Origin of the sequence: Nonomuraea corallina (genome assembly GCF_027620315.1) — a bacterium.
Lineage (GTDB): Bacteria > Actinomycetota > Actinomycetes > Streptosporangiales > Streptosporangiaceae > Nonomuraea > Nonomuraea corallina.
The window spans coordinates 1-4,778 of record NZ_JAPNNL010000288.1 but is presented as its reverse complement, the minus strand read 5'-3'; the positions used below and the strand labels follow the sequence as shown (position 1 = coordinate 4,778).

Below are 4,778 nucleotides of genomic sequence, written 5' to 3'. Positions count from 1 at the left end.
CGGCGTGGCCGGCGTCGACGAGGGCGAGCGCGCGGGGCACGTCACCGGCGTGCACGGCCTGCATGATCACGCGGGCGGCGTGCCAGCCGTGGCCGGCGGCCAGCGCCCGGTAGGTGAGCAGCGCCAGCCGGTGCCGGGCGTCGAAACGGCGGTAGCCGGCCGGGGTGCGCGGGGTGGGCGGCAGGATGCCGGAGTCGGCGTAGTGGCGGATCTGCTGCGTGGACAGGCCCGCGAGCCGGGCCAGGTCGATCGGTCGCACCCGGGAGCCGCCTTCCACCTCAGAGGCTACGTCCGACTTTAAGGTTAGCGGCACCCAACCCAGGAAAATGCCGCCCAACCTTACGCCGGATAGTTCAATGACACACTTGATGCCATGACTATCGCCGACGATCTTCGTACGAGTGATCACCGCGCCGCTGACGGCCACGACCACATCCAGGTGCGCGGCGCCCGGGAGAACAACCTGGCCGGAATCTCCCTCGACATCCCCAAGCGCCGGTTAAGCGTGTTCACCGGGGTGTCCGGCTCCGGCAAGTCGTCGCTGGTCTTCGACACCATCGCCGCGGAGTCGCGGCGCCTGATCAACGAGACGTACACGGCGTTCATCCAGGGGTTCATGCCGCCGCTGAACCGCCCGGACGTGGACGCGCTGCACAACCTGAGCGCCGCGATCATCGTCGACCAGGAGCGGATGGGGGCCAACGCCCGTTCGACGGTCGGCACCGCGACCGACGCGTACACGATGCTGCGGCTGGTGTTCAGCCGGATCGGCACCCCGCACGTCGGCCCCGCCTACGCCTTCAGCTTCAACACCCCGCAGGGCATGTGCCCCGACTGCGAGGGGCTGGGTCAGATCACCGACATCGACGTGGACGAACTGGTGGACCGGAACCTGTCGCTGAACGAGGGCGCGATCAAGGCGCCGGGCTTCCCGGTGGACTCCTGGCTCTGGCAGCTGATGGCCAACTCGGGACTGTACGACCCGGCGGTCAAGCTGAAGGACTTCACCCCGCGGCAGTGGGAGGACTTCCTGCACAAGCCGGCCACGAAGCTGAAGATCGGCACGAGCACCCTCACCTACGAGGGCCTCGCGGTGCGGGTGCGCAGGCAGTACCTGGGCAAGGACCGCGAGTCGATGAAGGGGCAGACGCGCGCGTTCGCCGACCGGGCGGTCAAGCTGGTGCGCTGCGCGGCGTGCGACGGCACCCGGCTCAACGAGGCGGCCCGGTCGGCGCGGATCGACGGGCTGAACATCGCCGAGTGCTCGGCCATGCAGATCAACGACCTGGCCGCCTTCCTGGGCGGCATCGCGGACCCGTCCGTCGGCCCGGCGCTGGACAACCTGCGCGCCACGCTCGACGGGCTGGTGGAGATCGGGCTGGGCTACCTGAGCCTGGACCGCGAGTCGGGCACCCTGTCGGGCGGCGAGGCCCAGCGGGTCAAGATGGTGCGCCACCTGCACTCCAGCCTCAGCGATGCCACGTACGTCTTCGACGAGCCGACCGCAGGGCTGCACCCGCACGACATCCAGCGGATGAACGAGCTGCTGATCAAGCTGCGCGACAAGGGCAACACCGTGCTGGTCGTGGAGCACAAGCCGGAGATGATCGCCATCGCCGACTTCGTGGCCGACCTGGGGCCGGGCGCCGGCGCGCAGGGCGGCAGGCTGTGCTACGCCGGTGACCTCAAAGGGCTGCGCGACTCCGGCACGCTCACCGGCCGCTATCTGGACCACCGCGTCACGCTGCGGGACACGCCGCGCCGGCCGTCCGGCTGGCTGCCGATCCGCGGCGCCACGCTGCACAACCTGCGCGACGTCGACGCCGACCTGCCGCTCGGGGTGCTGACCGTGGTCACCGGGGTGGCCGGGTCGGGCAAGAGCTCGCTCATCCACGGCTACGTCGCCGGCCGCGAGGGCGTGGTGGTGGCCGACCAGACGCCGATCCGCGGGTCACGGCGGAGCAACCCGGCCACGTACACGGGCCTGCTCGACCCGATCCGGGCGGCGTTCGCGAAGGCGAACGGGGTCAAGCCGGCCCTGTTCTCGGCCAACTCCGAGGGCGCCTGCCCGGCCTGCAAGGGCATCGGCCTGATCTACACCGACCTGGCGATGATGGCCGGGGTGGCGACGGTGTGCGAGGACTGCGAGGGCAGGCGGTTCACGCCGCAGGTGCTGGCCTACACGCTGCGCGGCAGGAACATCAGCGAGGTGCTGCAGATGCCGGTGGCCGAGGCGTCGGAGTTCTTCACCGAGCGGGCGGCCCGGGTGATCCTGGAACGGCTGTCGGCGGTCGGGCTGGGCTATCTGGGGCTGGGGCAGCCGCTCACCACGCTGTCGGGCGGCGAGCGTCAGCGCCTGAAGCTGGCGGTGCACATGGCCAGGAACGGCACCACCTACGTCCTGGACGAGCCGACCACGGGCCTGCACCTGGCCGACGTCGACCATCTGCTGGGCCTGCTGGACCGGCTGGTCGACGACGGCAACACGGTGATCGTGATCGAGCATCACCAGGCGGTGATGGCGCACGCCGACTGGATCGTGGACCTGGGACCGGGCGCGGGTCACGACGGCGGCCAGGTGGTGTTCGCCGGCACGCCGGCCGAGCTGGTGGCCTCGGGCGACTCGCTGACGGCCCGCCACCTGCGCGCCTACGTGAGCCGGTAGAAGGCGGGAACGGACCGCCCCGGGTTGGCCTCTCGCCCTGCTGGCCTCGGTGGCGCACGATAGGCCTGACCACTCTGAGGAGGTTCATGTGAGCACCGACGCCTCACGGCCTGCGCCGCCCCCGTTCGATCCCGAGCTGGGGCCGGTGCTGGACGTCCTGACCGAGATCCTGCCCCCGTCGATCACCCCTGACATGATCCCCCGGCTGCGGCAGCCGGTCCCGGGCATGGAGCCGGCCACGAACGAGGAGCTCAGCCGCGACGGCGCCTTCGAGCTGGAGGAGCTGTCGGTGCCCGGGCCGGCGGGCGACGTCCCGCTGCTGGTGTGCCGGCCGTCCGGCGCGCCGGGCCCGGCCGGGACGGTCTTCTACGCCCACGGCGGCGGCATGGTCATCGGCGACAACCGGATGGGCCTGCCGGAGGTGCTCGACTGGGCGCAGGAGCTGCGGCTGGTGGTCGTGTCGGTGGAGTACCGGCTGGCGCCCGAGCATCCGCATCCGATCCCGGTCGAGGACTGCTACGCGGGGCTGACCTGGACCGCCGGGAACGCCGCCGGCCTGGGCGCCGCCCCGGACCGGCTGGTGGTGGCGGGGCTGAGCGCGGGCGGCGGCCTGGCGGCGGCGCTGGCGCTGATGGCCCGCGACCGCGGCGGGCCGGCGCTGGCCGGGCAGCTGCTGATGTGCCCGATGCTGGACGACCGTGACGCCACCCCGTCGTCAGCCCAGATGGCCGGGCTGGGGGTGTGGGACCGCACCGCGAACGAGACCGGATGGTCGGCGCTGCTGGGCGAGGCGCGCGGCGGGCCGGGGGTGTCGCCGTACGCGGCCCCGGCGCGGGCCGAGGACCTGTCGGGGCTGCCGCCGGCGTTCATCGACGTCGGGTCGGCGGAGACCTTCCGCGACGAGGACGTCGCCTACGCCTCGCGCATCTGGCAGGCGGGCGGGCAGGCGGAGCTGCACGTGTGGCCGGGCGGGTTCCACAGCTTCGACCTGCTGGTGCCGGACGCGGCGCTGTCGGTGGCCGCCAAGCGGGCGCGGGTGAGCTGGCTGCGGCGGCTGCTCGGCGCCTGACCGCCCGGCGTCCCCGCGCGGTGGTAGACATGCCACCTGCGGACCGTCCGCACCCCGGTAGGAGAAAGGCGTCTTTGGATGACCCGTACGTTCGCCGAACGCAAGAAGGACACCCTGGCCCGGCTGGAGAACGACGTGGACGCCTGGGTGGCCACGGCCGGGCCGGACGGCGCGGGGCCGTGCATGGTGCCGCTGTCGTTCCTGTGGGAGGAGGAGACGCTGCTGATCTCCACGGCGGAGGCGGCGCCGACGGCGCGCAACCTGCTGGCCGACGACCGGGTCCGCGTCGGGGTGGGGCTGACGCGCGACGTGGTGCTCATCCAGGGCACGGCCCAGGCGCTGCGGCCGCGGGACCTGCCGGAGGCGACGGGTGACGCGTTCGCCGTCAAGACCGGCTTCGACCCGCGCTCGCTCTCCTCTCCGTACCTGTACTTCCGGATCCGGCCGGTCTGGGTGCGGGCGTGGAGGGAGGAGGACGAGCTGGCGGGCCGGGTGCTCATGCGCGAGGGCCGCTGGCTGGGTTAGCGGTTCGGGGCGGGCAGGCGGGGAAGACCCGGGGGCGTCCACGGGGGCGTCCACGGGGGCAGGCTTGGCGAGAGGAGGCCGGCGAGGTGACGGGTCACGTGTACGCGGCGGCGCAGGTGCGGGTGCCGGCGCCGCCGGAGCGGGTGTTCGCGCTGGTGACCGACTGGCCGCGGCACCGCGAGTGGATGGTGCTGACCTCGGCGCGGCAGGTCGGCGAGCGGGTGGAGGCCTACACCGGGGTGTGGCCGCTGGGGTTCCTCGACGTGATGACGATCAGCCGCTGGGAGCCGCCGCACCTGGTGGTGATGCGGCACGTGGGCCGGGTGGTGCGCGGCGACGGGGTGATCCGGGTGCAGGAGTGCGCGGGCGGCAGCCGGGTGATCTGGGCCGAGCGGCTGCGCCCGCCGCTGGGGCCGGTGGGGTGGCTGCTGTGGCCGCTGGCCCGGCCGGTGGTCAACGCGGCGGCCCGGCTGTCACTGCGCCGCCTGGCCCGGCTCCTCTGACCGCCGTCCCGCCGTC

General features: G+C 72.9%; 5 protein-coding genes. 4 read left to right on the top strand and 1 reads right to left on the bottom strand.

Annotated elements, in window-relative coordinates; all coding sequences use genetic code 11:
* Positions 1–259 (bottom strand): MerR family DNA-binding transcriptional regulator (locus OUY22_RS35675; protein WP_270159735.1); only part of this gene is annotated, 259 nt, incomplete at its 3' end.
* A 114-nt stretch (positions 260–373) separates the two neighbouring features.
* Between OUY22_RS35675 and OUY22_RS35670 the strand changes: the two genes are divergently transcribed.
* The 4 genes from OUY22_RS35670 to OUY22_RS35655 all read left to right on the top strand — a co-directional run bounded on the left by OUY22_RS35670 (position 374) and on the right by OUY22_RS35655 (position 4,762).
* Positions 374–2,665 carry an excinuclease ABC subunit UvrA gene (locus OUY22_RS35670; RefSeq protein WP_270159734.1) on the top strand — a complete coding sequence of 764 codons (2,292 nt, stop codon included), beginning with the start codon at positions 374–376 and terminating at the stop codon, positions 2,663–2,665.
* An 88-nt stretch (positions 2,666–2,753) separates the two neighbouring features.
* A complete protein-coding gene (locus tag OUY22_RS35665) occupies positions 2,754–3,734 on the top strand; it encodes an alpha/beta hydrolase (protein WP_270159733.1) in 981 nt (326 codons plus the stop codon).
* A 78-nt stretch (positions 3,735–3,812) separates the two neighbouring features.
* The gene (locus OUY22_RS35660) at positions 3,813–4,259 is read left to right on the top strand and encodes a pyridoxamine 5'-phosphate oxidase family protein (RefSeq protein ID WP_270159732.1); all 447 of its coding nucleotides are present in this window, start codon (positions 3,813–3,815) and stop codon (positions 4,257–4,259) included.
* A gap of 86 nt (positions 4,260–4,345) precedes the next feature.
* On the top strand, positions 4,346–4,762 hold the full coding sequence (locus tag OUY22_RS35655; RefSeq protein WP_270159731.1) for an SRPBCC family protein: 417 nt from the start codon (positions 4,346–4,348) through the stop codon (positions 4,760–4,762).
* Positions 4,763–4,778: the final 16 nt, after the last annotated feature.

Excerpts from the sequence above, each read along its gene's own strand:
- OUY22_RS35670 (WP_270159734.1), top strand. The coding sequence starts at position 374 with ATGACTATCGCCGACGATCTTCGTACGAGTGATCACCGCGCCGCTGAC.
- OUY22_RS35660 (WP_270159732.1), top strand. The coding sequence starts at position 3,813 with ATGACCCGTACGTTCGCCGAACGCAAGAAGGACACCCTGGCCCGGCTG.